24 protein-coding genes and 1 pseudogene are annotated in these 24,635 nt (G+C 61.3%); 2 read left to right on the forward strand and 23 right to left on the reverse strand.

All coding sequences use genetic code 11. The features are described 5' to 3' along the window. Nucleotides 1-87: 87 nt before the first annotated feature. Nucleotides 88-1,476, reverse strand: a complete 1,389-nt coding sequence (locus NXC24_RS00915) for a M20/M25/M40 family metallo-hydrolase (RefSeq protein ID WP_104821580.1) — start codon at nucleotides 1,474-1,476, stop codon at nucleotides 88-90. 113 nt (nucleotides 1,477-1,589) lie between these two features. After that, nucleotides 1,590-2,006 carry a MarR family transcriptional regulator gene (locus NXC24_RS00920; RefSeq protein ID WP_104821581.1) on the reverse strand — a complete coding sequence of 139 codons (417 nt, stop codon included), beginning with the start codon at nucleotides 2,004-2,006 and terminating at the stop codon, nucleotides 1,590-1,592. 447 nt (nucleotides 2,007-2,453) lie between these two features. Between NXC24_RS00920 and polA the strand changes: the two genes are divergently transcribed. Further along, a complete protein-coding gene (gene polA, locus NXC24_RS00925; protein WP_104821582.1) occupies nucleotides 2,454-5,456 on the forward strand; it encodes a DNA polymerase I in 3,003 nt (1,000 codons plus the stop codon). A gap of 78 nt (nucleotides 5,457-5,534) precedes the next feature. Here the strand turns inward: polA and phnN are convergent, their stop codons facing one another. From phnN to phnG, 14 genes are all read right to left on the reverse strand, one after another. After that, on the reverse strand, nucleotides 5,535-6,137 hold the full coding sequence (gene phnN, locus NXC24_RS00930) for a phosphonate metabolism protein/1,5-bisphosphokinase (PRPP-forming) PhnN (RefSeq protein WP_104821583.1): 603 nt from the start codon (nucleotides 6,135-6,137) through the stop codon (nucleotides 5,535-5,537). Continuing rightward, complete coding sequence (locus tag NXC24_RS00935; RefSeq protein ID WP_104821584.1) at nucleotides 6,134-7,273, reverse strand: alpha-D-ribose 1-methylphosphonate 5-triphosphate diphosphatase; 1,140 nt, start codon at nucleotides 7,271-7,273, stop codon at nucleotides 6,134-6,136. Before NXC24_RS00935 ends, phnN begins: the two co-directional genes overlap by 4 nt. Before the next feature lie 16 nt (nucleotides 7,274-7,289). After that, a complete protein-coding gene (locus NXC24_RS00940; RefSeq protein ID WP_104821585.1) occupies nucleotides 7,290-7,976 on the reverse strand; it encodes a DUF1045 domain-containing protein in 687 nt (228 codons plus the stop codon). A 188-nt stretch (nucleotides 7,977-8,164) separates the two neighbouring features. Further along, nucleotides 8,165-9,511: a phosphonate ABC transporter, permease protein PhnE gene (gene phnE / locus NXC24_RS00945; protein ID WP_104821586.1), complete on the reverse strand. Its 1,347-nt coding sequence runs from the start codon at nucleotides 9,509-9,511 to the stop codon at nucleotides 8,165-8,167. A gap of 8 nt (nucleotides 9,512-9,519) precedes the next feature. Further along, nucleotides 9,520-10,500, reverse strand: a complete 981-nt coding sequence (gene phnE / locus NXC24_RS00950; protein WP_104821587.1) for a phosphonate ABC transporter, permease protein PhnE — start codon at nucleotides 10,498-10,500, stop codon at nucleotides 9,520-9,522. An 80-nt stretch (nucleotides 10,501-10,580) separates the two neighbouring features. After that, nucleotides 10,581-11,486 carry a phosphonate ABC transporter substrate-binding protein gene (gene phnD, locus NXC24_RS00955; RefSeq protein ID WP_104821588.1) on the reverse strand — a complete coding sequence of 302 codons (906 nt, stop codon included), beginning with the start codon at nucleotides 11,484-11,486 and terminating at the stop codon, nucleotides 10,581-10,583. Nucleotides 11,487-11,578: 92 nt separating this feature from the next. Beyond that, nucleotides 11,579-12,433 carry a phosphonate ABC transporter ATP-binding protein gene (gene phnC / locus NXC24_RS00960; RefSeq protein WP_104821589.1) on the reverse strand — a complete coding sequence of 285 codons (855 nt, stop codon included), beginning with the start codon at nucleotides 12,431-12,433 and terminating at the stop codon, nucleotides 11,579-11,581. Nucleotides 12,434-12,728: 295 nt separating this feature from the next. Then, a complete protein-coding gene (locus NXC24_RS00965) occupies nucleotides 12,729-13,346 on the reverse strand; it encodes a DapH/DapD/GlmU-related protein (protein WP_104821590.1) in 618 nt (205 codons plus the stop codon). Continuing rightward, nucleotides 13,343-14,050: a phosphonate C-P lyase system protein PhnL gene (phnL, locus tag NXC24_RS00970; protein ID WP_104821591.1), complete on the reverse strand. Its 708-nt coding sequence runs from the start codon at nucleotides 14,048-14,050 to the stop codon at nucleotides 13,343-13,345. The genes NXC24_RS00965 and phnL overlap by 4 nt, the downstream gene beginning before the upstream one ends. A 10-nt stretch (nucleotides 14,051-14,060) precedes the next feature. Then, nucleotides 14,061-14,837, reverse strand: a complete 777-nt coding sequence (phnK, locus tag NXC24_RS00975) for a phosphonate C-P lyase system protein PhnK (protein WP_104821592.1) — start codon at nucleotides 14,835-14,837, stop codon at nucleotides 14,061-14,063. Then, nucleotides 14,834-15,730, reverse strand: a complete 897-nt coding sequence (locus tag NXC24_RS00980; protein ID WP_104821593.1) for an alpha-D-ribose 1-methylphosphonate 5-phosphate C-P-lyase PhnJ — start codon at nucleotides 15,728-15,730, stop codon at nucleotides 14,834-14,836. The genes phnK and NXC24_RS00980 overlap by 4 nt, the downstream gene beginning before the upstream one ends. Beyond that, nucleotides 15,727-16,836 carry a carbon-phosphorus lyase complex subunit PhnI gene (locus NXC24_RS00985; RefSeq protein ID WP_104821594.1) on the reverse strand — a complete coding sequence of 370 codons (1,110 nt, stop codon included), beginning with the start codon at nucleotides 16,834-16,836 and terminating at the stop codon, nucleotides 15,727-15,729. Before NXC24_RS00985 ends, NXC24_RS00980 begins: the two co-directional genes overlap by 4 nt. Before the next feature lie 3 nt (nucleotides 16,837-16,839). Next, nucleotides 16,840-17,469 (reverse strand): phosphonate C-P lyase system protein PhnH, encoded by a 630-nt coding sequence (phnH, locus tag NXC24_RS00990; protein ID WP_104821595.1) that lies wholly within the window; start codon nucleotides 17,467-17,469, stop codon nucleotides 16,840-16,842. Next, entirely contained in the window at nucleotides 17,466-17,945 is a 480-nt protein-coding gene (gene phnG / locus NXC24_RS00995) for a phosphonate C-P lyase system protein PhnG (protein WP_104824942.1), read from the reverse strand. The genes phnH and phnG overlap by 4 nt, the downstream gene beginning before the upstream one ends. A 101-nt stretch (nucleotides 17,946-18,046) precedes the next feature. On the opposite strand from phnG, the gene phnF reads away from it, so the two are divergent. Then, nucleotides 18,047-18,781, forward strand: a complete 735-nt coding sequence (gene phnF / locus NXC24_RS01000; protein ID WP_104821596.1) for a phosphonate metabolism transcriptional regulator PhnF — start codon at nucleotides 18,047-18,049, stop codon at nucleotides 18,779-18,781. Nucleotides 18,782-18,787: 6 nt separating this feature from the next. Here phnF and NXC24_RS01005 read toward each other — a convergent pair. From NXC24_RS01005 to NXC24_RS01035, 7 genes and pseudogenes are all read right to left on the reverse strand, one after another. Then, nucleotides 18,788-19,083, reverse strand: a pseudogene (locus NXC24_RS01005) (type II toxin-antitoxin system RelE/ParE family toxin). Continuing rightward, nucleotides 19,080-19,370, reverse strand: coding sequence for a hypothetical protein (locus NXC24_RS01010; RefSeq protein ID WP_104821597.1), 291 nt, complete (start codon nucleotides 19,368-19,370; stop codon nucleotides 19,080-19,082). Before NXC24_RS01010 ends, NXC24_RS01005 begins: the two are co-directional and overlap by 4 nt. Nucleotides 19,371-19,475: 105 nt before the next feature. Continuing rightward, complete coding sequence (locus NXC24_RS01015; RefSeq protein ID WP_104821598.1) at nucleotides 19,476-20,111, reverse strand: 2,3-bisphosphoglycerate-dependent phosphoglycerate mutase; 636 nt, start codon at nucleotides 20,109-20,111, stop codon at nucleotides 19,476-19,478. A gap of 124 nt (nucleotides 20,112-20,235) precedes the next feature. Next, complete coding sequence (gene dapB / locus NXC24_RS01020; RefSeq protein WP_104821599.1) at nucleotides 20,236-21,060, reverse strand: 4-hydroxy-tetrahydrodipicolinate reductase; 825 nt, start codon at nucleotides 21,058-21,060, stop codon at nucleotides 20,236-20,238. A 15-nt stretch (nucleotides 21,061-21,075) separates the two neighbouring features. Continuing rightward, nucleotides 21,076-22,869, reverse strand: a complete 1,794-nt coding sequence (locus NXC24_RS01025) for an ABC transporter ATP-binding protein (RefSeq protein WP_104821600.1) — start codon at nucleotides 22,867-22,869, stop codon at nucleotides 21,076-21,078. A 228-nt stretch (nucleotides 22,870-23,097) separates the two neighbouring features. Further along, the gene (locus NXC24_RS01030; RefSeq protein ID WP_104821601.1) at nucleotides 23,098-24,123 is read right to left on the reverse strand and encodes a glucokinase; all 1,026 of its coding nucleotides are present in this window, start codon (nucleotides 24,121-24,123) and stop codon (nucleotides 23,098-23,100) included. A gap of 31 nt (nucleotides 24,124-24,154) precedes the next feature. Continuing rightward, complete coding sequence (locus NXC24_RS01035; protein ID WP_104821602.1) at nucleotides 24,155-24,532, reverse strand: methylglyoxal synthase; 378 nt, start codon at nucleotides 24,530-24,532, stop codon at nucleotides 24,155-24,157. Between the last annotated feature and the right edge of the window lie 103 nt (nucleotides 24,533-24,635).

The following is a 24,635-nucleotide window of genomic DNA, read 5'->3' on the forward strand; positions in this document are numbered from 1 at the left end:
AACCGACGATGCTGCTGGAGCAGCCGTTGGGGTTGGAACCTTCTCCCCGAGAGGAGAAGGTGAGAGGCGCCATCACCGCTTAGTAGCTCAAGCGGCAAGCGCGTCGAGGATGCGGATCCAGGAGCGGATGCCCTTGTGATAGGATTTCAGCTCGTATTTCTCGTTCGGCGAATGGATGCGATCGTCAGCGAGGCCGAAACCGACCAGCAGGGATTCCATGCCGAGCATCTTCTGGAAATCCCCGACAATCGGGATCGATCCGCCCATGCCGATAACGATAGCCGGCTTCGGCCACTCGTTGGAAAGAGCATTCTTCGCCTTGGTCAGCACCGGAGAATCGTAGGAGAGTTGGATTGCCGGCGAGGCGCCATGCTCGTGGAATTCCACCGAGCAATCGGCCGGAACCTTCGAGCGCACGTAAGCGCGGAAACTCTCGCGGATCGCTTCCGGGTTCTGCTGCCCGACGAGGCGGAACGATACTTTCGCTGACGCCTTGGCGGCGATGACCGTCTTGAAGCCGGCGCCGGTATAGCCGCCGGTGATACCGTTGACCTCAGCCGTCGGCCGTGCCCAGGTGAGTTCCATCACCGAACGGCCCTTTTCGCCCGAGGGAATGGAGAGGCCGACTTCGCCGAGGAATTTTTCTGTCGTCATGCCGAGCGTTTCCCAAGAAGCCTTGATATTGCCCGGCGTCTCCTCGACGCCGTCATAGAAGCCGTCGAGAGTGATGCGGCCGGTCTCGTCATGCAGGCCGGCGAGAATATCGGCGAGGATATGGATCGGATTGGCGGCCGCGCCGCCGAACATGCCGGAATGCAGGTCGCGATCGGCAGCATTGATGATGATTTCTTCACCGACGAGGCCGCGCAAGCCGGCCGAGATTGCCGGCGTATCGCCGTCCCACATGCCGGTGTCGCAGACCAGCGCATAGTCCGCCTTCAGCTCGGCGGCATTGGCTTCAAGGAAAGGCTTCAGCGACGGTGAGCCGGATTCCTCTTCACCTTCGAACAGGATGCTGATGCGGACCGGAAGCGCACCCTTGATTTCCTTGTAGGCCCGGACCGCTTCGACAAAGGTCATCAACTGACCCTTGTCGTCGGAGGTGCCGCGGCCGGTCAGGATCTTGCGGCCAGTGCCCACATCCTTGATGGCTGGCGCGAAAGGATCGCTCTCCCAAAGCTCAATCGGATCGACCGGCTGCACGTCGTAATGGCCGTAGAACAGCACATGCGGCGCATCGGCATTTGCTGCGTCGTGATGGGCGACGACCATCGGATGGCCGGGTGTGTCGCGCACGGAGGCGGTAAAGCCGAGCGAGGTCAGGTAGGCGACCAGCCATTCCGCCGCCTTGCGGCATTCCGCCTTGAAGGCCGGATCGGTCGAGATGGATTTGATGCGCAGCAGTTCGAACAGATTGTCGAGGCTGGACGGAAGGTTCTGGTCCGCACGGTCGAGAACGGGCGATACATCGGTCATATCCGACTCCTTACGTGGAAATTGGCCGGACGATAGACCAAAGCCGGCCCGGTTTCGAGGCAGGAAAATCGAAAACTTCCGAATGCCCGATCAATTGAACGAGAGAGACAGAGCTAGAGTTGCTTGGCGTTCTCCAGGATGCGCCGGACATATTCGAGCAGCAGTTCGCGCTCGAAGCTGCGGAAGCCGCGGAACAGTTCCTTGTCCGCCGCCATCGCCGCCTCGACGGCTTCCGTCTGCATGGCAGTGGCCTTGCCGGTCAGGAAGACCAGTTGCGCGCGTTTGTCGGATGGATGCGGCCGGCGTTCCACCAGCCCGTCGCGTTCCATGCGCGACAGGGTGTTGGCCATCGTCGCCTGTTCGATGTCGACGCGCTCCAGCAATTGTTTCTGCGTCAGCCCGTCTTCGGACCATAATTCGAGCAGGATCGGAAATTGGCCGGGCGAAAAGCCAAGCCCCGCCGCCCGTTGTTGCAACGAGCGGGCAAATCCCTTCGCCATCTGATTGGCAAGGTAGGCCGCAGATTCCATCCGATTAAATCCCATGATTGCAAGTATGCCCGTATTTTGGAGCAAAACAATCATCAAATCTTGGGTGAAATACGTCTAAGGCAAGCCAAATTCGGGTTATATTTTGCGGTTTGTTTTGCTGGCTATGTTAATGGATTCTAATAGAAAAGCCGCCATGGCCTGGAGGGAGGACCATGGCGGCTTCAGAAGGGGGACAAAGGCCCGGAGAGGGGGATAGGCCTTTGTCCAAGTCTGACATGGCGGGGGACAGGCCGGTTGCCAGACCCTCGGCGTAATCAATCGCCGGTGAGTATGAAATGAGGCTGCAAATATGGTTTTTCAAGGGAATCCGCAGATTAGATTGATTAAAAATTGGTAACGTTTCGGTGAGAGATTTCGCCCTTTCTGCACATCGCCAGATGGAACTTTATATGGACGTTGGAGGTGCGCCACGCTATCCATGCTTCCATGAAAAAAGGTGATCATCTCTTCCTCGTCGACGGCTCCGGTTTCATTTTCCGGGCCTTTCATGCCCTGCCGCCGCTGACGCGCAAATCCGATGGATTGCCGGTCGGCGCCGTCTCCGGTTTCTGCAACATGCTATGGAAGCTGTTGACCTCGGCGCGCGACACCTCGGTCGGCGTCACGCCGACGCATTTTGCGGTCATCTTCGACTACTCCTCGAAGACATTCCGCAAGGATATCTATGATGCCTATAAGGCAAACCGCTCAGCGCCGCCGGAAGAGCTGATCCCGCAATTCGGGCTCATCCGCGAGGCGACGCGCGCCTTCAACCTGCCTTGCATCGAGACCGACGGCTTCGAGGCCGACGACATCATCGCCACCTATGCCCGCCAGGCCGAGGCGATCGGCGCCGATGTCACCATCATCTCCTCCGACAAGGATCTGATGCAGCTCGTCACTCCCATGGTCCATATGTATGACAGCATGAAGGACAAGCAGATCGGCATCCCCGATGTCGTCGAGAAGTGGGGCGTGCCGCCGGAAAAGATGATCGACCTGCAGGCCCTGACCGGCGACTCCGTCGACAATGTGCCCGGCATTCCCGGCATCGGCCCGAAGACGGCGGCGCAGCTTCTGGAGGAGTTCGGCGATCTCGATACGCTGCTCGCCCGCGCCGGAGAGATCAAGCAGCAGAAGCGCCGCGAAAACATCATCGCCAATGCCGAGCTCGCCCGGATTTCCCGGCAGTTGGTGACGTTGAGGACCGATGTGCCGCTGGAGCTGCCGCTCGATGCGTTGGTGCTCGAGCCGCAGAACGGCCCGAAATTGGTCGGCTTCCTGAAGACGATGGAATTCACCTCGCTGACGCGTCGCGTTGCCGATGCCTGCAATTGCGATGCTGCTGCGATCGAACCATCCGAGGTCAAGGTCGAATGGGGCGATACCGCCCATGGCCCCGACCTGGATGTCAGCGAAAATGTCGATCTCGTTGCCGGCAGCGAGGTCGCGGCCGAGGGTGCCTCCGTGCCTGCGCCGGTCGTCAAGTCGCGCATGGCGTCGGAGAGCGCCGCGGAGCCGGCCGAACTCGCCAAGGCGCGGGCGGCAAGCTTTGCCACCGCGCCGATCGATCACTCGACATATGTCACCATCCGCGACGTGACCGCGCTTGATCGGTGGATCGCGGACGCGCGCGAAACCGGCATCGTCGCCTTCGATACGGAGACGACCTCGCTCGATGCCATGCAGGCCGAAATCGTCGGTTTTTCGCTGGCGATCGCCGATAACCGGAACGATCCCTCCGGCGCGATCATCCGCGCCGCCTACGTGCCGCTCGGGCACAAGAATGGCGTCGGCGATCTGCTCGGCGGCGGGCTGGTGGACAATCAGATCCCGCTGCGCGATGCCCTTCCGCGATTGAAGGACCTGCTTGAAGACACTTCCGTCCTCAAGATCGCGCAGAACCTGAAATACGACTACCTGCTGATGAAGCGCTATGGCATCGAGCTCAAGGCCTTCGACGACACGATGCTTTTGTCCTATGTGCTTGATGGCGGCGCCAATGCCACGCACGGCATGGACAGCCTGTCGGAGCGTTGGCTCGGCCACAAGCCGATCGCCTACAAGGATGTCGCCGGCAGCGGCAAATCCAACGTCACCTTCGATCTCGTCGATATCGACCGCGCCACGGCTTACGCTGCCGAGGATGCCGATGTGACACTGCGGCTCTGGCTGGTGCTGAAGCCGCGGTTGGCAGCGGAAAAGCTGACGAGCGTCTATGAGCGCTTGGAGCGGCCGCTGTTGCCGGTTCTCGCCCACATGGAAGAACGCGGCATCACCATCGACCGGCAGATCCTGTCGCGCCTCTCCGGCGAGCTGGCGCAGGGCGCCGCAGCCCTTGAGGATGAAATTTACACGCTGGCCGGCGAGCGCTTCAACATTGGCTCGCCGAAGCAGCTCGGCGATATTCTCTTCGGCAAGATGGGCCTTGCCGGCGGCAACAAGACCAAGACCGGGCAATGGTCGACCTCGGCGCAAGTGCTGGAAGACCTGGCGGCCGCCGGCTTCGAGCTGCCGCGCAAGATCGTCGACTGGCGCCAGCTCACCAAGCTGAAATCGACCTATACCGATGCGTTGCCGGGCTATGTCCACCCCGAGACCAAACGGGTCCACACCTCCTATTCGCTGGCCTCGACCACGACCGGACGCTTGTCCTCCTCGGAGCCGAACCTACAGAACATCCCGGTTCGCACGGCTGAGGGCCGCAAGATCCGCACGGCTTTCATTTCGACGCCGGGCCATAAGCTGATCTCCGCCGACTACAGCCAGATCGAACTGCGTGTGCTGGCGCATGTCGCTAATATCCCGCAGCTCGAACAGGCCTTCGCCGACGGCGTCGATATTCACGCCATGACGGCATCGGAAATGTTCAGCGTGCCGATCGAGGGCATGCCGAGCGAAGTGCGCCGCCGCGCCAAGGCGATCAATTTCGGCATCATCTACGGCATTTCCGCTTTCGGTCTCGCCAATCAATTGTCGATCGAGCGCTCGGAAGCCGGCGATTACATCAAGCGGTATTTCGAGCGTTTCCCCGGTATCCGCGACTATATGGAAAGCACCAAGCAGGCCGCGCGCGACAAGGGCTATGTCGAGACCATCTTCGGCCGCCGCGTGCATTTTCCGGAAATCCGCTCCTCCAATCCGTCCGTGCGTGCCTTCAATGAGCGTGCCTCGATCAACGCGCCGATCCAGGGCTCCGCCGCCGACGTCATCCGCCGCGCCATGATCAAGATGGAGCCGGCGCTTGCGGCAGCCGGCCTCGCCGATCGCGTGCGCATGCTGCTGCAGGTGCACGACGAACTGATCTTCGAAGTCGAAGACGCCGATGTCGAGCGCTCGACGCCGATCATTGTCTCGGTGATGGAAAATGCCGCCATGCCGGCGGTGGATATGTCCGTGCCGCTGAAGGTGGACGCCCGCGCCGCCAACAATTGGGATGAAGCCCATTGAGCCGCGGGCGCAGCAGGAGGCGGTGAGAGATCCGCGATTTGGTGTGCAAAAAAATGCGTCAGGCGGAACACCGGCCGCTTACTTCCCAATCAGCGCTTCCAGCACGGCAATGATAGCGCGTTCGGCCTCGTCGAGCGTGCCGCTATTGTCGATATCAGCGACGTCGTAGCTGCCGTTGACGGTGAGCGAGCTACGTTCCAGCCGCTTCAGCACATCCTCGCGGCTTTCGCGACCGCGTGCCATCAGCCGCTCTGCCAATACCTCGCGCCGCGCCGTGACATTGATGACTTTCAATTGCGGAAAGGCGGTCTGGAAGCGGTCGAGCACCGAACGCGAGCCGTTGGCGATGACGAGATGGCCGCGGGCAAGCTCCTCCCTGACCGCGGCCGGAATTCCGTATTTCAGCCCATGCGCTTCCCAGGAGACGGCGAAGGCGCCGGCGCGCTCCATGGCGTCGAAATCGGCGTCCGAGACGCTTTTGTGATCCTCGTTGCCGGCATCGCTTTCCCGGGTGATGACGCGGCGGACGAAATGAACATCCGGCCGGCCGGCAAAATGCCGGGCGGCAAGATTCATCAGCGTATCCTTGCCGGCCCCACTCGGTCCGACCACCACGGCCATGATGCCGACGGTATCGGCCGATAGGCCGTTAGCCGGCTTTATGTGGGCCTCGACCGTCATGCGACACGCCGTCCTTCTCGCCAGACCGAGCGCGTCACCGGCACACCATGATCGCGACGGACGCGCACGAGATCGGCGCGCAGGCCCTCGGCGATGCGGCCACGGTCGTTCAGGCTGACGGTCTTTGCGGGGGTTGCGGTCACCATGGCGATCGCCCGCGGCAGCGAAATGCTCTCCACCTCGTCGGCGAGGATGAAGGGAGCATGCAGCAGGCTGAGCGGCACATAATCGGAGGACAGAACGTCGAGGACTCCGAGTTCGGCGAGATCGCGGGCGGCGATATTGCCGGAATGCGACTTGCCACGAACGATGTTAGGCGCGCCCATCAGCACGCTCATGCCCGCGCCGTGCGACGCCTTGGCGGCGTCGATGCTGGTCGGGAATTCCGCAAGGCGAACGCCATAATTGATGGCTTCGTCAACATGGGCGAGCGTCGCATCGTCATGGCTGGCGATGGTGATGCCGCGCTCGGCGCAGACCTTGGAGATGGCGTCGCGATGTGGGGTCGCGTATTTGGCCGATTCTTCCTGGCGCTTGGCGACGAAACGGGCAAAGGCCTCGTCGCTCAAGCCGCGCTTCTTCTGATAGTAGAAGATGTATTGATCCATGGTCTGGAACTGGCGCTGGCCGGGCGCGTGATCCATCAGCGAGACCAGGCGAACATAAGGATCTTTCTCGAAGTCCTGGAAGTGATCGAGGACGTTGTCGGCGGAGACTTCGCAACGCAGGTGGATCAGGTGTTCGGCGCGCAGCCGATCTTCGCGCTCTGCCGCCTGGATCGCGTCGGCCATGTCGCGCATCTCGCCGCGCTCGAAACCGCCGTCTTCATCCGAGCCCATGCGCAAGCAGTCGAATACTGTGGTGATGCCGGAGGTGACGATCTGGGCGTCATGCGCCTGGATGGCGGCCGTCTTGTTCCAGCGCACGCCGGGGCGCGGCGAATAATGGGCTTCCAGATGGTCCGTGTGCAGTTCGACCAGGCCGGGGATCAGGTAATCGCCCTCGAAATCCTCGCCGATAGCGGACTTACCTTCGGAAATGCCGGCAATGCGACCGTCACGGATCAGCACGGAGCCTTCGACGATCTTGTCTTCGAGGACGATGCGGGCGTTGGAAAGGACGGTTTCTTTGGTCATGTCAGGTCTTTCGCTATTAGGCGCCGGAAAGCGGCAGCCAGGAACGGACGGTAAAGGGAGCGCCGCGCTCTTCTTCGATAAAGACGGCGAGGCCGGAAACGTGAAGCGCTTTGCCGATATGGTCGGCGAAGCGCGCGCGCAGGACGTCGTGCATGTCGGCTTGACGTTCGGTGGGGACGCGCCCCGTCAACGTCATATGGAAGCGGAACTCGTCATTGACGTAGGGATAGCCCCAGCACAACAGATTGGCGCGCTGCGGTTCCGTCAGGCCTTCCGGCTTGCGCCGGGCTATGTCGTGATCCGAAAGCGGCGCACGGAACGGTTCGAAAGCCTTGACCACGCGCGAGGCAAAATCCTGCAGCGGCTGGTAAAGCGAGCCGGGCACGAGCGCGAAGAAATGACCGAGCTGGCCCAAGACCAACTCTGGAATGGTGAAAGCCTTGGTCTGTGAGGCAAATTCTGTGGCGACATCGAGAAGATCGCGCTCGGTCACCGAGCCGGCAAGCTCGAAAGGTGCCTTCAGCGTGGCGTGAAAGCCGTAGCGGCGCGGATCGGCGGTCAGCTCGGCATGGTCTTCCGACACGGGACCCATGGCCTTGTCCGAGAAAATCTCATCGGAAAATGCATCGCGGCCCAGCCAGAGAGCGGCAAGCGCGGTCAACGGATCGTCTTTGGGCGGCGTGAAATAGAGAGCATAGCGCAAGGCTGCATTCCTTGGAAAAATCGGCTGCGCGAGACACTGTTGGGTGATTTGCGACAAACCGCAAGAGCAGCAAGGCAGCAGCGGTTCGAATCCGGCTAAAGCGGGTTCGAGCAATGTTGTCTTGCCGACCTGCGCTACCGGATTCCCGTGACAAAATGATGATGCGCCACGATTTTTCTGAAGGCTTCTTACCGGTTCTGCGTCCCCATCAGGCGTGAGCGCAGCGCGTTGGAACCGGCATCGAACAGGAAGACGACGATCAGGATCAGCAGCACCATATAGGCGACGTTTTCCCAATTGGCGTTGGTGCGCATGGCTTCCCAAAGTTTGAGGCCGATGCCGCCGGCGCCGACTGCGCCGATGATGGTGGCGCCGCGCACATTCGATTCCCATTGATAGAGCGTCTGGCTGACGATGACGGGAACGATCTGCGGCATGATACCGTAGCGATGCACGAGAACCGTCGAGGAGCCCGTCGATTTGACGCCTTCGCGCGGCTTGTTGTCGATGTTCTCCAGCCCTTCGGAGTAGAGCTTGCCCAGCGTGCCGGTCTCCGTCAGGAAGATCGCACCGCTGCCGGCAAGCGGGCCGGGGCCGAAGGCGCGGGTCAGGAACAACGCCCAGATCAGCATGTCGACCGAACGCAGGAAGTCGAAGAAGCGCTTCAATATCTGATTGACCAGGCGGCTCGGCGTGATGTTGCGGGCCGCAAGGAAGGAGAGCGGGAAGGCGGCGAGCGATCCCAGCAGCGTGCCGAGGAAGGCCATGACGATGGTCTGGAACAGCTTGGTCCAGACGTCCCCATGCTGCCAGGCGCCATTGTTCCAAATGTTGTCGAAGGCCAGCGAGAGATTGGATTGCGCCGGGTCGAGGCGCGGCCCGGAGACGATCAGGCCGATCACTTCGCTTGCCGGCTTGTCGAAGAAAGGCGAGTGCGTGTCGAAGACAAAATTCGCCCAGCCGAGGAAACGCTTGCGGATCTTCACGCGGTCGGTGGAAATGCTGACGTCGCCGGCAAAGCCCATATTGGCGAGGATGTTATCGTCATAGACCGTGATCCACGACGGCGGCGGTTCCGAGCCGAGGAGCTTCGGCGCGTCGCCGGTGAAGTCGATCGGAACGGTGACGCCATGCGCGGTCAGGATCGCTTGCGTCTTCGTCACCGTTACGCTGCGGCCGGTGCCGCTGACCGAGATCGTCAGGCTGCCGTCGGGATTGTTCGTCACCCAATCTGGGTGCGGATTATCGCCGAGCGGCGAAAAACGCGGATATTTGACGCTGATCTTGTCGCCTGAAACGTGGAATTCCGGCTGCACGTCGTAGCTGATCCATTCGCTGAGATAGATGCCGACGCGTTCCCAATGCGCCTCAGCGATGATCTTCGGCAGGTCGAAGAACCAGACGGCGTAGATGCCGTAAAGGATCACGCCGAGAAAGATCATCAGCGCGCCGAAGCGCTGGCGGAATGATCGGTGCAGGATCTCCGGATAGCGTGCTTCGATTTCCTGCATGCGACCGGCGTCGATGACGGACATGGGCAACCTCAGTGTTGCAGAAGGAAGGCATGTTCGCCGACGAGACGGCGACGGAGCCATGCGGAAAATTGGTCGACGGCAACGATCGTCACGAAAAGCAGCAGCACGAGCGCTACCGTCTTGGCGCCGAAGCCGCGCGAGATCGAAAGCTTCAGCTCCTCGCCGATGCCGCCGCCGCCGACGGCGCCGATGATGGTGGAGGCTCGGACATTGATCTCCAGGCGCAGCAGCACATAGGACATGAAATTCGGCAGAACCTGCGGCAGCGCGGCGAAGCGAACGCGCTCCGTCCAGCTCGCGCCGACCGCCCTCATGCCCTCGTCGGGCTTCATGTCGATATTCTCGATCACTTCGTAGAACAGCTTGCCGAGTGCCCCGATCGTATGCAGGCCGACGGCGATGATGGCAGCGATCGGGCCGATCGACAGGATCGCCGAAAACAGGCCGGCGATGACGATTTCGGGAAAGGCGCGCAGCAATTCCATGAAGCGTTTGGTCACCAGACGAACCGGATGCGACGGCGACATGTTGCGCGCGGCAAAGAAGCTGAGGGGCAGGGCGACGACGAAGCCGATGATGGTGGAAACCAGCGCCACGTTGATCGTGATGATCATCAGCTCGAAATATTCAGGAATATAGAAGTTGCCCCAGACATAGACGCGGCCGTTCGGAAAATTGAACTCCTCGCCGCCGACGCCGTTTGCGCCATTGGGGCTCGGCAAGTCGAAGAGCGCGCGATAAACGTCGGCCCAATCCTTGGGGATGAGCCAGCTCAGGAAATCGAAAAGATGCGGCAGGCGATCGAAGAAATGGCCGGCATTGCTCTCGTCGGCAAAGCGCACGGAGCTGACGAAGGCGATGATCAGGATCAGCAGGCCGATGCCGGTATAGAGGCGGCGGCGCGCCACCATCCTGCTCCAGGCGTCACCGATATCCTTGGCGCCCTGGGGAGCGCCTTGCGTCTGTAGCTGAGTATCGGCAATCGTCATGAATGTCCTGCCCTTGATGTCCTGCCCTTGTGATAGGAAAAGGGCGGCCGTCGCCGGCCGCCCTGCAGTCTGGATAGGGATTAGCCGCCGATGGCAGCCTTGCGAACTTCGACAACGGCCTTGTAGAAGTCCGGGTTCACCTTGACGTAGCCCTTGAAGTCACCGCCTTCGATCGCCGAGAAGCACTTGGCATCGGTGGTCGGGAGCTTCAGGAAGAAGTCGGTCAGCTTGGCCTGCCATTCGGTGCCGAGGGCGTTGCGAACGACGAGCGGGCCGTTCGGGATCAGCGGCGAACGCCAGACTTCGACGAGCTTGTTCGGATCGACGGCGCCCTTGTCGACTTCCTTGTGGAAGGTACCGGAGGTGTAGCCGTCCTTGAAATCGCCGAGGCCCGACGAATCGTCAACGGCAACGTCGACCTTGCCGTCATAGGCGGCGAGCAGGTTGTTCTCGTGACCGCCGTTGAACTGGGTCGAAGCGAAGAACTTGTCGTTCGGCATGCCGGTGGTCTTCGGAATCTGCGTCAGCGGAACGAGATAGCCCGAAGTGGAGTCCGGATCGGCGTAGCCGAGCTTCTTGCCCTTGGCGTCGGCGATCGTCTTGATGCCGGAGGACTTCAGAGCGAGACCGATCGAGTAATAGCCGGTCGAGCCGTCCGTCTGCTGCGTGGTCAGGATCGGGGTAACGGCCTTCGGGTCCTTGATGTAGGTGGCTGCATAGCCGGAAGAGCCGAGTTCGGCGAAGTCGAGCGTGCCGCCGAGCAGGCCCTGGATAACGCCGTCATAGTCGGCAGCCGGGAACAGCGATACCTTCTCGAAACCGAACTCCTTCTTCAGGTGGTCGGAGAGGCAGGCGTAGTTGCGCAGGCGGTCGGCTTCGTTTTCGCCACCGAGAATACCAACGCGGAATTCCTTGATGTCCTGAGCGGCAGCGCCGCCAGCGAGCGCGAGAAGCGCCGTGGCTGCGAGAAGGGTCTTCTTCAACATGGGTTCGTCTCCTGATTAACCGGTGTCCCCGGATGTCTTCGGTCTAGAAGAAATGCGCCCTTGACGCGGGCCTTCGATCGCGGCCGTCTCGCTCAGAGACCGGCCAGTGCCAGCGGTTGCGGGCCGGCGGATGCGTTTGCCGCGGCTTGCGCGGGCTGATCGGAAAGATTGATGGCGGTCGACGTCATCGTCTCGTCGATCCCGGCGCCATCCTTGTCGGTGCCGTAGATTTCCTTGACCGCCGCGGCCGTCAGCTCTGATGGCTTGCCGTCGAAGACGACGCGCCCCGCCGCCATGCCGACGATGCGTTCGCAATAATTGCGCGCCGTATCCAGCGTGTGCAGGTTGGTGATGACGGTGATGCCCTCACGCTCGTTGATGTCGCGCAGCGCATCCATGACGATCTTGGCGTTCAGCGGATCGAGCGAGGCAATCGGCTCGTCGGCAAGTATCATTTTCGGCTGCTGCATCAGGGCGCGGGCGATGGCGACGCGCTGCTGCTGGCCACCCGACAGCGTGCCGGCCATCTGCAATGCAGTCTGCTCGATGCCGAGACGTTCGAGTGCCGCAATGGCTTGGATGCGCTCCTCGCGGCTGAAGATGGAAAGCAGGCTCAGCGTGGTCGAACGCTGGTTCAGGCGACCGAGCATGACGTTGGTGAGAACGTCGAGACGGGGAACCAGGTTGAACTGCTGGAAGATCATGGCGCAATCGCGCTGCCAGTTGCGCAACGCCCGGCCGCGCAGCTTCGAGACTTCGGTGCCGGCGAAATAGATGGAGCCGGAGGTCGGATCGGCAAGTCGGTTGATCATGCGCAGCAGCGTGGACTTGCCGGCGCCCGAGCGGCCGATGATGCCGACCATTTGTCCTTGCGGAATGTCCAACGTCACGGAATCGACAGCGAGCTTGTTTCCGAACCGGCGCGAGACATTCTTCAGCTCGAACATGAGGCTTTCCTTTCGCGGCTGCCCGGCTCCGCCGCAACAAACGTTGACGTCGGGTCCGCGGAAATCTGTTGGACGAGCGCATAATCCTTCGCTTCGAAGAAGCCTTCGACGCTGCCATGCGCAACGCATTAGTCCCGGTTCATGAACCTCCAATGTCAGATTTGTGTAACTGCTGTTACAATTCCTCCCTGTTTGCGCCCTTCCGTAACGGCAACGCAAAAGCCCGAAAACCGGGGAGATTTTCGCGCTTCGAAGAGGATTTGCGGGTGGATTGCACGAGGCCCGCGCAGTGGCGTCATGCGCCGTAGCGGATCAGGAAATCTTCGGCCGAAAGGGCGCGGAAATCGGCAAGCGCGGTTCGCAATGTGGCATGATCCCAATCCCACCAGGCAAGCTTGTCCATGCGTTCGCCGACAGCTTCGGTGAAGCGTTGGCGGATGAGCTTGGCCGGCACGCCGCCGACGATCGTATAGGGGGCGACATCCTTGGAGACAACAGCGCCGGCGCCGATGACCGCACCGTTGCCGACAGTGACGCCCGGCAGGATGGTGGCGCCATGGCCGATCCAGACGTCGTTGCCGATGGCCACGCGGTTGTCGCGCCGCCAGGTGAAGAATTCCGTCTCCATATCGGCATCCGGCCAATAGTCGGCGGCGCGATAGGTGAAGTGATGCAGCGTCGCCCGCCAGGTCGGATGGTTGGTGGCATTGATGCGCACCGCCGCGGCAATGTTGACGAATTTGCCGATGGTGGCGCACCAGATCGCGCCATCCTGCATGATGTAGGAGTAATCGCCGATCTCCGTCTCGTCGATGCGGCAGCGGTCGGAGACTTCGGTGTAGCGGCCGAGCGTCGAGTTGCTGACGCTCGCGGAGGGGCTGATGAAAGGCGTTTCGCCCAATTTGCGGCTCATGCGGCGGACTTTCTGGGCGAAAATTGCGACACGTCGAGAATGCGGCTGCCGACGGCCTCGCGCACTTCCTCGTCATGGAAGATGCCGAGGAGTGCGACGCCGGCCTTTTTCTTCTCTTCGATCATGTCGACCACGACGGCACGGTTTCTCGCGTCGAGAGAGGCGGTCGGCTCGTCGAGCAGCAAAATGGCGTGATCGGTGATGAAGCCGCGGGCGATATTGACGCGCTGCTGTTCGCCGCCGGAGAAGGTGGCGGGCGGCAATTGCCAAAGCTCTTCCGGAAGGTTGAGCTGCGAAAGCAGGTTGCCCGCCCTTTGGCGAGCGGTCTCGGCACTTTCGCCTCGCGCCAACAGCGGCTCGGCAACCACGTCGATGGCAGCAACGCGCGGCACGGTGCGTAGGAACTGGCTGACATAGCCCATGGTATGGCGGCGAACTTCCAGCACGGTGCGGGGATCAGCGGCGGCGAGATCGATGATCCTTTCCCGATGCGTCACCAGGATCTGGCCGCTATCGACGGCGTAGTTGCCGTAGATCATCTTCAGAAGCGAGCTCTTGCCAATGCCGGAAGGGCCGCCAAGCACCACGCATTCGCCCGATGCGACGGAGAAGGAGACATCGGCGACGACCGGCAGGCGGATGCCATCGCGCAGGTGCATGGTGAAGCTCTTGAAGACTTCGGAAACGACGAGGGGGGTTGCCATGGCTTTTTCCTCAGACCTGCAGGATCGAAGAGACGAGCAGTTGCGTATATGGCTCGCGCGGATCGTCGAGCACGCGGTCGGTGAGACCATGTTCGATCACCACACCGTCCTTCATGACCATCATGCGGTGCGAAAGCAGCCGGGCGACGGCGAGGTCGTGCGTGACGATGATGGCCGACAGGCCGAGATCGTTGACGAGACCGCGGACGAGATCGAGCAGGCGGGCCTGTACGGACACGTCGAGGCCGCCGGTCGGCTCGTCCATGAAGACCAGGCGAGGACCGGTCACCAGATTGCGGGCGATCTGCAGGCGCTGGCGCATGCCGCCTGAGAAGGCGCGCGGCTGATCGTCGATGCGGTCGGCGTCTATCTCCACGCGTTCCAGCCAGTCGATCGCAGTGTTGCGGATATTGCCGTAATGCCGGTTGCCGATCGCCATCAGCCGCTCGCCGACATTGGCGCCGGCCGAAACCGTCATGCGCAGGCCGTCGGCGGGGTTCTGATGGACGAAACCCCAGTCGGTGCGCATCAGGAAGCGCCGCTCGGCCTCGTTCATGCGGAAGAGATCGCGATAGGTCTCGTCGCGCATATGGTATTCGACGCTGCCGGTGGTCGGCAGCAGCCGGGTCGAAATGCAATTGAGCAGTGTCGTCTTGCCGGAGCCGGATTCGCCGACGATCGCCAGCACTTCACCAGGCCAGAGGTCGAAGGACACATTGCGGCAACCGATGCGGCTGCCGTAAAATTTCGAGATGTCCTTGACCTTGAGGAGTGGCGTGTCGCTCATTCGGCGGCCTCCTGGTTGGAAGCCAGCCCATTGGCCACCAGCATGGGGCCGGCATGGCCATGGGCGCGGCGGTCTTCGCAGAAATCGGTGTCGGAGCAGACGAACATCCGCCCGCCCTTGTCGTCGAGGATCACTTCGTCGAGATAGACCTGCTCGGCGCCGCAGAGCGCACAAGGCTTATCGAAACGCTGCACTTCGAAGGGATGATCCTCGAAATCGAGGCTCACGACTTCGGTGTAAGGCGGCACGGCATAGATGCGCTTCTCGCGGCCGGCGCCGAAGAGCTGCAGCGCATCCGACATATGCATTTTCGGATTGTCGAATTTCGGCGTCGGCGATGGGTCCATCACGTAGCGGCCGGCGACCTTGACCGGATAGGCGTAGGTCGTGGCGATGCGACCGTTGCGGGCGATGTCCTCATAGAGCTTCACATGCATGAGACCGTACTCTTCGAGCGCATGCATCTTGCGCGTCTCGGTCTCGCGCGGCTCCAGGTAGCGCAGCGGTTCGGGGATCGGCACCTGGTAGACCAGCACCTGATTGGGGCCGAGCTTGCCTTCCGGGATGCGGTGGCGTGTCTGGATGATGGTCGCCTCGTCCGTGCGGGTGGTGACGGCGACATTGGCAACCTTCTGGAAGAAGGCTCGGATAGAGACGGCGTTGGTCGTGTCGTCGGCGCCCTGGTCGATGACCTTGAGGACATCATCCGGCCCGATGATCGCGGCAGTTAACTGTACGCCGCCAGTGCCCCATCCATACGGCATCGGCATTTCGCGTGAGGCGAATGGCACCTGATAGCCGGGAATGGCGATCGCCTTCAGGATGGCGCGGCGGATCATCCGCTTGGTCTGTTCGTCGAGATAGGCGAAATTATAGGTGGCAAGTTCGGTCATTCGGCTGCCTCCGTCAGGGGATCCTTGCCGCCATCGCGGGTGGCTTCGAAGTCGCGGCGCATGCGGCGCACCAGGTCGAGTTCGGCCTGGAAGTCGACATAGTGCGGCAGCTTCAGATGTTCGACGAAGCCGGTCGCCTGCACGTTGTCGGAATGGGAAATGACGAATTCCTCGTCCTGGGCGGGTGCGACGATATCTTCGCCGAGTTCATCGGCACGGAGCGCCCGGTCGACCAGCGACATCGCCATGGCCTTGCGTTCGCTTTGGCCGAAGACGAGGCCGTAACCGCGGGTAAACTGCGGTGGCGCCTTGGCAGAGCCTTTGAACTGGTTGACCATCTGGCATTCGGTAACCTGGATGCTACCCAGCGAGACGGCGAAACCGAGTTCCGGCACGTCCAGTTCGACCTCCACTTCACCGATGCGGATTTCGCCGGTGAAGGGATGGGTGCGGCCATAGCCGCGCTGGGTCGAATAGCCGAGCGCCAGCAGGAAACCTTCGTCGCCGCGCGCAAGCGCCTGCAGGCGCAGATCGCGGGTCATCGGGAATTCCATCGGTTCGCGCGTCAGGTCACCGGTCTCGTGGTCGATCGGCATCTCTCCGTCGCCCTCGATCAGCCCTTCCTGGCTCAGAATTTCCGAGACGCGCATCACACGGCCTTCTTCCGCCGGCCGCTGCATCGGCTCGTCCACCGGCGTATCGGTGAGCAGGCTCGGGTCGAGCAGGCGATGAGTATAGTCGAAGGTGGGGCCGAGAAGTTGGCCGCCCGGCAGGTCCTTGTAGGTGGCGGAGATGCGGCGCTCGATCTTCATCGCTGACGTATCCAGCGGCTGGGAATAGCCGAAGCGCGGCAGCGTGGTGCGGTAGGCGCGTAGCAGGAAGATCGCTTCGATCATATCGCCGCGCGCCTGGCGAACCGCAAGGGCTGCCAGCGTGCGGTCGTAAAGCGAGGCTTCCGCCATGACGCGGTCGACGGCGAGCGCCAATTGCGCCACGATCTGGTCGATGCCGATGGCCGGCAGCGAACGGTCGCCGCGACGACGATCGGCGAGCAGCCGGTGAGCATTGGCGATGGCGGCTTCGCCGCCTTTAACGGCAACATACATGCGTCACATCTCCGTCGCGATGATCTTGGTGGTGCGCGGCAGGCAAAGGAATTGCCGTCCCGCCGTCAGAACGAGATCGACGCCGCGCGGAAAAAGCGCGCGATTGTCGTTCCAGATGCGCAGGAACGTATCGGGCAGGCCGATTGGAGCGATCATGCGGATACCGGCAATGCCGGGACCCGAGAGCGCCAGTTCCTTGCCGCCCTCAAGGGCTGCGATTTCGAGCAGCAGTGTCGTCGAACGGTCGGGATATTCCTGAGTGCCGACTGCGAACTGGTTGAGGGAAGCGAGCGCCATGCCGGCTTCAATAAAGGCAAAGCGCGCCTCGATCCTGTCGAATGCCACAGCTGCGCCGGTATGGAAGCTCAGCCATTCCGGCGCGGCCGACTTGGCGAGACTGGACGATAGCCACACCGGCGTATCATGATCGCAAAGCGTGAGGCCGATTGCGCCGGCAGCAAAGCCGAGGGGAGCGGGCGTAGCGATATCGGAGGTGATCGTCTGGATGATGCCAGGCCGCGCCATGGCATCCATCATCATCTTGAAGACGCTCTGCGCGTCGAACACCGGATCGGCGAAACCGCCGGTCAACGCATCGTTGCCGCGCGTCGTAGAGGTGGTGGAAAGGCTCATTTGTCTTCTCCGCGGACCATGGTGAAGAAATCAACGCGGGTGGCTGCCGTTTCCTCGGCGCGTTTGCGGTCATATTCGGCAATCCGATCGGTGACCGGCAGCAGGATGGCTTTCTCGACGAATTCCTTGGTGGCCGTTTGATGCCAGAGCGCGTCAAAGATCGCCGCGAGCCGCACCTTCTCGCGGTCGGTGCCGAGCGCATGCGCGTGGCCGATCGTACCCGAGGCGAGCTTGACGGTGGCGCGCGTCACAGTGACCTCGCCGAGATTGAAGGGCGAACCGCCGCCGCCGATGCGGCCGCGCACCATGACGAGCCCGGTTTCCGGTCCTCGTACGGGCTGAACCACGGGTTTGTTGGATAATGCTTCCCAGGCCGCGTCTAGCTCTTCGCGTTCGGCCCGCGCCAAAAGATCGGCGGCGCGCTTGCGTTCCCGGCGCTCCTGCGCTGCCGCCTCTTGCCTCTGTGCTGAATTCATCGCGTCATCCTCAAAATGTCTATTGATATAGACAACCATACAAGGTAGTTTTATATTTATTGGCGAGACGTGACAAGCGTGTGACATTAGCAGCAGGCGATATGGCGGGGCAGAAGGTACAAAGACAGACGGGCGTGGCGCTCTGGCGGCAGATCGCCGACCGGATTCGCACGTCGATCAACCACGGCGATTTTGACGACACTGGCATGGTGCCGCCGGAAACGGCGCTCGCGCTGCAGTTCGGGGTTAACCGGCACACGATACGAAGCGCACTTGCGGCGCTGGCGCAGGAAGGGATCGTCAGGGCCGTGCAGGGGCGCGGAACTTTGATCGAGCGCAAGGAGCGCCTGAGCTTCCCGATTTCGAAGCGAACGCGGTTTTCGCAAGGCATTGGCGATCAGGTGCGCGAGACCCGTAGTATCCTGCTGGCCGCCAGCGAGGAGGCTGCGAGTACGGAATTGGCTCGGCAGCTCAAGATCAAGACCGGCACACGGCTTGTGCGCCTGGAAACGCTCGGTCAGGCGGATCACCGTCCGGTTTCGCGGGCCACAAGCTGGTTCCCGGCGGATCGGTTCGGCGCTATTGCCGAGATCTATCGAACGACCGGATCGATCACCAAGGCATTTCGTGAGCTTGGCGTGCCGGATTATGTGCGCGTCGTCACCGAAATCACCGCGACGCATGCCGACGAAGGCGATCTGGCCGACCTGCAATTATCCCCGGGGGCCATCGTGCTGGTTGCACAGGCGCTCAATTCGGATCTTGACCATGTTCCGGTGCAATATTCGATTTCCCGCTTCGCCGCCGACAGGGTCCGTTTCACCGTCGAGAATTGAAAGGCTTTAGGAAATCGGTCCAATCCCGCTCGGAGGCCATTGCTGAGCAGCATGGAGAATGCGGAGTATTCGCACCGTTTCGTCCGCGAGATCGTAAATCAGCAATAGTGTCTATGGACGACCAGCTCTCGCGTTCCCGACACGCGACCAGGACGGCCTGTCATTGGGTGCGCAATAAGCTGCGCTGATCTCTTGGCGAAAAGTTCGTCAAGCGCGAGCGCGGCGGCGGCGTTATCCGCCTCGATATAAGTGTAAATTGCGCGTCGATCAGCTCTTGCCTCGAGAGTCCAAACAAGATTCACGAGGGTTTTCCACTTAGCTTGCGGCGTGTTTCTTCCCGCAAAGCAGCGAACTCGGCTTCTACTTCATCGGCTGGAATGAGATTGCCGGCATTGGCGGAATCAAGCCCCGCCTGAACTTGCTGACGAAACCAGATGTCGTATTCAGCTTCATTCTGCTGGCGCTTCACGTAGTCGCGCATGAATGCGCGAAGCAGTTGCGCCGCGGTTTGATCATGCGCCCGCGCCGCCTCGTTGAAGGCAGATTTCAAGTCTTCCTCAACTCGAAACGTGAACGTGGCGTCTGTCATATCTGATCTCATGTGTTACACCGTTAGTACAACGTAACACGTCATGCCAAATTTCCCACCCCTCTGCCGTCAACCGCATGAGGGGTGGTTTAGTATTTCTAGATGTTAATGCGCGCCCGACATGTCGCCGAGCACTTCCTTGGAAGCAACGGTGGAGTCGGCGTTGAGCTTGTAGACCATCGGTACCCCGGTCGCGAGGTTGAGCGCCAGGATCTGCTCCTTGGTCAGCCGGTCGAGGACCATGACGAGCGAGCGCAGCGAATTGCCGTGAGCGGCGACCAGCACCTTCTGGCCGGCGAGAACACGTGGCAGGATTTCCGTGAGGTAGTAGGGCCAGACACGGGCGCCGGTGTCGCGCAAGCTTTCGCCGCCGGGCGGCGGAACATCGTAGGAGCGGCGCCAGATATGCACCTGCTCTTCGCCCCACTTGGCGCGGGCGTCGTCCTTGTTGAGGCCCGAGAGATCGCCGTAATCGCGCTCGTTCAGCGCCTGATCCCTAATGGTCTCGAGGTTGGGCTGGCCGACTTCATTGAGGATGATCTTCAGCGTGTGCTGGGCGCGGACCAGCGCGGAGGTGAAGGCGACGTCGTACTTGATGCCGTAATCCGCAAGCGCCTTGCCACCGGTCTTGGCTTCTTCAACGCCGAGCTCGGTCAGGTCGGGGTCCTTCCAGCCGGTAAAGAGATTCTTCAAATTCCAGTCGCTCTGCCCGTGGCGAACGAGGACGAGAGTACCGCTCATGAAATATTCCTCCTTGATAGAGCAATTCCAGGAAAAGTGCGTAGAGGTTTTCCGTCCGGAATTGCATGAGAACAAAAGGCTGGATCGGTTCAGCAGTTCCGTGCTGAACCGCTCCAGGATGGGATCAACGTGTGGAAAGCCCGAGAACGTCGAGCATAGAATAAAAGCCGGGTTTTTTGTCGCGCGCCCAGAGCGCTGCCTGAAGCGCGCCGCGGGCAAACAATGAGCGGTCGCAGGCATTGTGGGAAAGTGTCAGCCGCTCGCTCTCGCTGGCGAAGATGACCGAGTGATCGCCGATGACGCCGCCGCCGCGCAGCGTGGCAAAGCCGATGGTGCCCGTCGGCCGCGGACCGGTATGGCCGTCACGCACGCGCACAGAATTTTCGCCGAGATCGATGCCGCGGCCCTTTGCCGCCGCCTGGCCGAGCAGGAGCGCGGTGCCGGAGGGGGCATCGACCTTGTGTCTGTGATGCATTTCCAGGACCTCGATGTCCCAATCGGCCGGCGGAAGCGCGCGTGCCGCCTCCTCGACAAGGACGCTCAAGAGGTTGATGCCGAGGCCCATATTGCCCGATTTGACGATGCGGGCGTGGCGGGAGGCCGCCTTGAACTTGGCTTCGTCTTCCGCCGAGCAGCCGGTCGTACCGATGATGTGGACGATGCGCGCCTGGGCGGCGAGGCCTGCGAAGGTGACGCTGGTGGCGGGCGTAGTGAAGTCGATCACGCCTTCGGCATGCAGGAAGGCGGAAAGCGGGTCATCGGTGACCGGGACGCCGATCGGCCCCAGCCCGGCAATCTCACCGGCATCCTTGCCGATGAAAGCGGAGCCTGGACGTGCGACGGCGGCGTGCAGTGTGACGCCTTCGGTGGTGTGGATGAGGCGGATCAGCGCCTGTCCCATGCGGCCTGCCGCGCCCACCACCACCAGCTTCATCGCATCGTCGCTCATGTCTTCTCTATCGTCTTATTTTCGGGAAGTGCCGGAAACGACCGGCCGCTGAAGGTTGTTGAGGCGAGCGTAGAGGCCATTGTCGGCCGTCGCAAGCGTCTCATGGTTGCCCTCTTCGACGACGCGCCCGTTCTGCATGACAATGATCTTCTCCGCCCGCACGACCGTCGACAGACGATGGGCGATGACGACGACGGTGCGGCCGCTCATGGCTTCGTCCAGCGCCTTCTGCACGGCTGCTTCCGACTCGGTGTCGAGCGCCGATGTCGCCTCGTCCAGCAACAGGATCGGCGCGTTTCGCACCAGCGCACGGGCGATCGACAGGCGCTGGCGCTGGCCGCCGGAAAGCGTCACGCCGTTTTCGCCGACCGGCGTGTCGTAGCCCTGGGGCTGCGCCTGGATGAAGTCATGGGCATAGGCAAGCCGGGCTGCCTCCTCGACTTCGGCATTCGTCGCTTCCGGACGACCGTAACGAATGTTGTCGCGGATCGTGCCTTCGAAGAGGTAGGGCTGCTGCGAGACATAGGCGGTCTGTTCGCGCAGCGACTGCTTCGTCACATGCGCTATGTCCTGCCCGTCGATGAAGATGCTGCCGGCCTTGGGATCGTAGAAGCGCGGAATAAGATTAATGACGGTGGACTTGCCGGCGCCGGAAGGGCCGACCAAGGCCGTCGTCTCTCCGCCCTCAGCAACGAAACTCACGCCGGATAGAACGGCTTCGTCGCCGTAGGCGAAGTGAACGTCGCGAAACTCGATGCGGGCCTCGGTGACGGCGAGCGGCTTCGCGTCAGGCAGATCGCGCTGACGCGGCTCCATATCGAGCAATTCATAGATCATGCGCGCATTGACGACGGCGCGCTCTAACTGCACCTGCAATTTGGCGAGACGCCGGGCTGGATCATAGGCGAGCAGCAGCGACACGATGAACGAAAACACTGCGCCCGGCGGAACGTTTTCATAGATCGAACGATAGGCAGCGTATGCAAACACACCGGCCACGGCAAAGCCGGCGACCGTTTCGATCAGCGGGCCATTACGCTCGGAAATACGAGCAATTCGATTTTGTCGGTTTTCAGCCGCCGTAATCAGCTTATCGACTTTGCGTTCGAGCTCGCGCTCCATCGTGAAGGCTTTGACGATGGAAACCCCTTGAATAGTCTCCTGCATCGCGCCGAGCACGCGGCTGTTGAGAATGACAGCCTCGCGCGTAACGGCGCGTAGGCGCCTTGAGATGTGGCGCAAGGCCAGAAACACAGGCGGCGCAATGACGAAGAATAGGAGGCTGAGCAGCGGATCCTGATAGACCATATTGGCCAGCAGAAAGACAAATGACAAAAAGTCACGCGCAGTCGATGTGATGATAAGGTTCATCACATCGCGGATACCGGAAACGTTCTGGCTCACTCGCGCCGCAATCTGAGCCGAACGGGCTTCGCTGAAGAAGCCAACCGACAGTGTCATCAGATGTGCATAGAGGCGCCTTTGATAACGGGCAATGATGTCATTGCCAATTTTGGACAGAATGACCGATTGAAAATAACCAGCAAAACCACGGGCCACAAAGGCGGCTAATATCGCAAAGCAAATCAGCCACATAACCTCGGCGCGGCGCTCGTAGAAAGCTCCGTTCACGATCGGTCTCATAACCGCGGCCATCGTCGCCGTCGACGCTGCGACCACAACGAGGCAAAATATTGCGATCGAGTAGCCCCAGATATGGTCACGACCGTTTTCAGCAATGATACGCTTCAGCACAGCGGCGATCGTCTCACTGTCGATATCGGTTTTTTTGGTGTCCGGCGACTTCAAATATCGGCTTCCTGTCTCAAACCAAGCGAGCCGCATATGGCACGTGCTTTCGCGGGTCTATAAAGAGTTAGGACGGTTTTGGCTAGATATGGCCTGTTGCACTGGTTAAGGCAGGTCATGGAGCCAAGCTTATTATAAGGTAAGGCCACTCCTCCAAAAAGGCGTCGCGTGGTCGCCGGTTCGATCCTCTCAACGACCGCGCCTGATCATCTGTTGCTGCCCCTTTGGTCAACGCCGCCAGCGGCGGCCGTCCGTCGCCAGGCCGAAATTGGCCGGCATGCGGGCGTAGGCCGAGAGGCCGGCGAGCGCGGCGAGCGGATGGGTCACCACATGCGTCGGGATCGACTTCATCAGCGCGCTATGCGGCGCCTTGTCTTCGAAAGCGGCGCGGAATTCCGGCTTCTGCAGCGCCGGCAGGATCTTTTGCGAAATGCCGCCGGCAAGGTAGACGCCGCCGCGCGCCATGAAGATCAAGGCGATGTCGCCGGCGACACGACCGAGATAGGTGGCGAACAGCGTCAACGTCTCTTCGGCCTGAGCGTTGGTGCCGGCGAGTGCGTGGGTGGTGATATCGGCCGGTTGCGTCAGCACGGGCTCAATGCCGTCAGCCTTGCAGATTGCGTGATAGAGATACTGCAGGCCGCGGCCGCAGAGGACCTGCTCGGCGGAGATGCGGCCCTCGATGGGCTCCAGGTGCGGCCAGATCTGAAAATCGCGCGCGCTGCGCGGCCCGAGATCGATATGTCCGCCTTCACCAGGCACCGGGATCCAGGTATGCTGGGCATGGATGAGGCCGGCAACGCCAAGGCCGGTGCCCGGCCCCAATACGGCACGCGATGCGATCATGCCTTCCGACGTTTCGCCGATGGTCTCGCGATGCTCCTCGGAAACACCGGCGATCGCCAGTGCCTGCGCTTCGAAATCATTGATGATCAGCACATCATCGAGGCCGAGATTTTCGATCATCGTCTTCGGGCGGATCACCCAGTCGCAATTGGTCAGCGGAATTTCGTCGCCCCGAACCGGCGCCGCAACGGCAAGGATCGCCGAGCGCGGCTGCACCGCCGTCTTGTCGAGGACGCCCTGCTGGATCGCCTCGTCGATCGTTTTGAAATCAGCGGTGTGCACGTTCGGGAAATGCTTCGGCTCGGCATAGACATCGACGAGGATGGAAAAGCGTGCGTTGGTTCCCCCGATATCGCCGATCAGGATAGGAAAGGGCAGGGGGGCTTCGCTGTGGCTGAGTTTGGGCATGGCCAGGTCCGTGGTCTGCCGCCGAGGCGGATTAATGGTTCAGTGTTTTGATCAGTCGTTCCGCGGTGGCTTCGTTGAGAGCCATGGGAATGTCGTAGAGAACGGCAAGCCGCGTCAATGCTTTCACGTCGACATCATGCGGCAAGGGGGTCATTGGGTCGATGAAGAAGATGAGCACATCGATCTCGCTGGTGGCGATCATGGCGCCGATCTGCTGATCACCGCCGAGCGGACCGCTCTTCATGCGGGTGACCTTAAGGCCGGGGCAGACATCGAGCACACGGCCGCCGGTCGTGCCCGTGGCAACGATATGCCAATCGGCCAGCGCATCCTGGTTGCGGCGTGCAAACTCCGCCATTGCATCCTTTTTCTGATCATGCGCGATCAGCGCGATGCATTTGCCGGCCATGAAACTCTCACTCCGCCCAAAACTTTTAATCGATTTATCCGCCTTCTATACCAAGAGACAGCCCTTTGAAAGACGGGCTTTTGAATGACGGGTCAAGCCGGCC

Origin of the sequence: Rhizobium sp. NXC24 (genome assembly GCF_002944315.1) — a bacterium.
In the GTDB taxonomy this organism is placed as follows: domain Bacteria; phylum Pseudomonadota; class Alphaproteobacteria; order Rhizobiales; family Rhizobiaceae; genus Rhizobium.